The sequence below is a fragment of the Microbacterium sp. ISL-103 genome, from assembly GCF_018613995.1.
GTDB lineage: Bacteria > Actinomycetota > Actinomycetes > Actinomycetales > Microbacteriaceae > Microbacterium.
The window spans coordinates 1-2,789 of record NZ_JAGGPD010000482.1; the positions used below are offsets into that span (position 1 = coordinate 1).

The 2,789-nt window shown below is 68.1% G+C and carries 3 protein-coding genes; all 3 read right to left on the reverse strand.

All coding sequences use genetic code 11. From position 1 onward, the window contains the following. Nucleotides 1–936: pyruvate kinase (pyk, locus tag J7E68_RS16305; protein ID WP_215174362.1), on the reverse strand; the 936-nt coding region annotated here is incomplete at its 3' end. A gap of 55 nt (nt 937–991) precedes the next feature. Further along, nucleotides 992–2,458 (reverse strand): glutamate synthase subunit beta, encoded by a 1,467-nt coding sequence (locus tag J7E68_RS16310; RefSeq protein ID WP_215174364.1) that lies wholly within the window; start codon nt 2,456–2,458, stop codon nt 992–994. Then, the coding region (locus J7E68_RS16315) for a hypothetical protein (RefSeq protein WP_215174366.1) at nt 2,451–2,789 on the reverse strand (339 nt) is incomplete at its 5' end. The genes J7E68_RS16315 and J7E68_RS16310, both read right to left, overlap by 8 nt.

Consider the following 2,789-nt stretch of genomic DNA (forward strand, 5'->3'; position numbering starts at 1 on the left):
GGTCTCGCCCGAGAGCATCACGGCGTCGGCACCGTCGAGCACCGCGTTCGCGACGTCGGAGGTCTCTGCGCGAGTGGGCACGGGGCTGTTGATCATCGACTCGAGCATCTGCGTCGCCACGATGACCGGCTTCGCCATGCGACGTGCCAGCTCGACGGCGCGCTTCTGCACGATCGGCACCGCCTCGAGGGGCAGCTCGACGCCGAGGTCGCCTCGGGCGACCATGATCGCGTCGAACGCGTCGACGATCTCCTCGACCGCGTCGACGGCCTGCGGCTTCTCGACCTTGGCGATGACGGGGACCGTGACGCCCTCTTCAGCCATGAGCTCGTGCACGCGGTCGACGTCTTCCGCGTTGCGGACGAACGACAGGGCGATGAGGTCGGCGCCGATGCGCAGACCCCAGCGGAGGTCGTCTTCGTCCTTCTCGCTCAGTGCGGGGACGTTGACGGCGACACCGGGCAGGTTGATGCCCTTGTTGTTCGAGACCGCGCCGGCGACGATGACGCGGGTCGTGACCGTCACGCCGTCGGTCTCGACGACCTCGACGCGGACCTTGCCGTCGTCGATCAGCAGGAAGTCGCCCGGCTTGACGTCCTGGGGCAGGCCCTTGAAGGTCGTGCCGCAGATGTCCTTGTTGCCGATGATGTCTTCGGTCGTGATCTTGAAGATGTCGCCCTTGGCGAGCTCGTAGGGGCCGGCCTCGAACTTGCCGAGTCGGATCTTCGGTCCCTGCAGGTCGACGAGGATCGCGACCGCGCGGCCCGCGTCATCGGCAGCGCGACGGACGTTGGCGTAGTTGTTCTCGTGCACGGAGTAGTCACCGTGGCTGAGGTTCAGACGGGCTACGTCCACACCTGCGTCGATGAGTGCACGCACTGTCTCGTACGTGGAGGTGGCGGGGCCCAGGGTGGCGACGATTTTCGCGCGTCTCAAAGATTGCTCCAGGGTAGTGGGGGATGGAAATCAGGCGACGGTGCCGCGGCTCAGCCTACGCGGGCTGGAGGCCGATAGCGACTTCATGCGGACGCACCGGCTCGGGCAGCACGGTCGTGCCCATGAGGAAGCGGTCGACGTTCGCCGCAGCCGCACGGCCCTCGGCGATCGCCCACACGATGAGCGACTGGCCACGACCGGCATCGCCGGCGACGAAGACACCGGGAACGGTGGACTCGTAGCTGTCGTCACGACGGAAGGCGCCACGCTCGGTCAGCTGCGGAAGCGTGTCCTCGGTGTAGCCGTCCTGCTCGGGACCGGTGAAGCCCATCGCGATCAGCACGAGGTCTGCAGGGATCTCGCGCTCGGTACCGCTCTTGGGCACTCGCCTGCCGTCGATGTACTCGGTCTCCGCGACGCGCAGTGCGCGCACCTCGCCGACGTCGTTCGAGAGGAACTCGACGGTCGAGGCGAGGAACATCCGCTCACCACCCTCTTCATGCGCGGACGACACCTCGAACAGGGTCGGCATCATCGGCCAGGGCTGGTGCGCGGGACGCTCGGTGCCGGGCTGCACGCCGATGGCGAGGTTGGTGACGCTCAGCGCGCCTTGACGGTGCGCGGTGCCGATGCAGTCGGCACCGGTGTCACCGCCGCCGATCACGATGACGTGCTTGCCTTCGGCGCTGATCTGCTCGGGGACCTTGTCACCGGCGACCGCGTGGTTCGACTCGACGAGGTACTCCATCGCGAAGTGCACGCCGTCGAGGTCGCGGCCGGGGATGGACAGGTCGCGGGGAACCGTCGAACCCGTGGCGATCACGATCGCGTCGTAGCGCGCCCGCAGGTCGGCCCAGGAGATGTCCTTGCCGATCTCGACTCCTGCGCGGAACCGGGTGCCCTCTTCCTGCATCTGACGAAGGCGCGACTCGAGCTGCCCCTTCTCCATCTTGAAGTCAGGGATCCCGTAGCGCAGCAGACCGCCGATGCGGTCGTCGCGCTCGAACACGGCGACGGTGTGCCCCGCGCGCGTGAGCTGCTGTGCGGCGGCCAGGCCCGCGGGTCCCGAGCCGACGACCGCGACGGTCTTGCCGGTGAGACGAGCGGGAGGCTGCGGTTCGACCCAGCCCTTGGCGAAGGCCTCGTCGATGATCGAGACCTCGATCTGCTTGATCGTCACCGGGGGCTGGTTGATGCCGAGCACGCACGAGCTCTCGCACGGCGCCGGGCACAGCCGACCCGTGAACTCCGGGAAGTTGTTGGTCGCGTGCAGACGATCGATCGCCGCACGGCCTTCGCCTCGCCAGGTCAGGTCGTTCCACTCCGGGATCAGATTGCCCAGCGGGCAGCCCTGGTGGCAGAACGGCACACCGCAGTCCATGCAGCGTCCGGCCTGGCGCTTCAGGACGGCCTGGTCGCCGGCCTCGTAGACCTCTTTCCAGTCCATGATGCGCACCGGCACGGGGCGACGCGGGGGGAGCTCGCGCTCCGTGGTCTTCAGAAAGCCTTTGGGGTCAGCCACCGGTCACCTCCAGGATGCGGTTCCAGACGATGTCGCCATCGGGATCGATGCCTTCGGCGACTGCTTCCTCGCGCATGCTGCGCACTGCGGCGTAGTCCCGCGGAAGCACCTTCGTGAACTGGCCGGCGGTCTCATCGAACCGCGCCAGGATGTCGGAGCCGAGCGGCGAGGCCGTCCGCTCCACGTGCTCGGCGATCAGGCTGCGGAGCACTTCGAGGTCCGCCCGGTCGAGCGGCTCGAGCCGGAGCTCGCCGCTGCCGAGGGACTGCGCGTTCACCTTGCCGGAGTCGAGCGAGTGGATGTACGCCACTCCCCCGGACCTGCCTGCTCC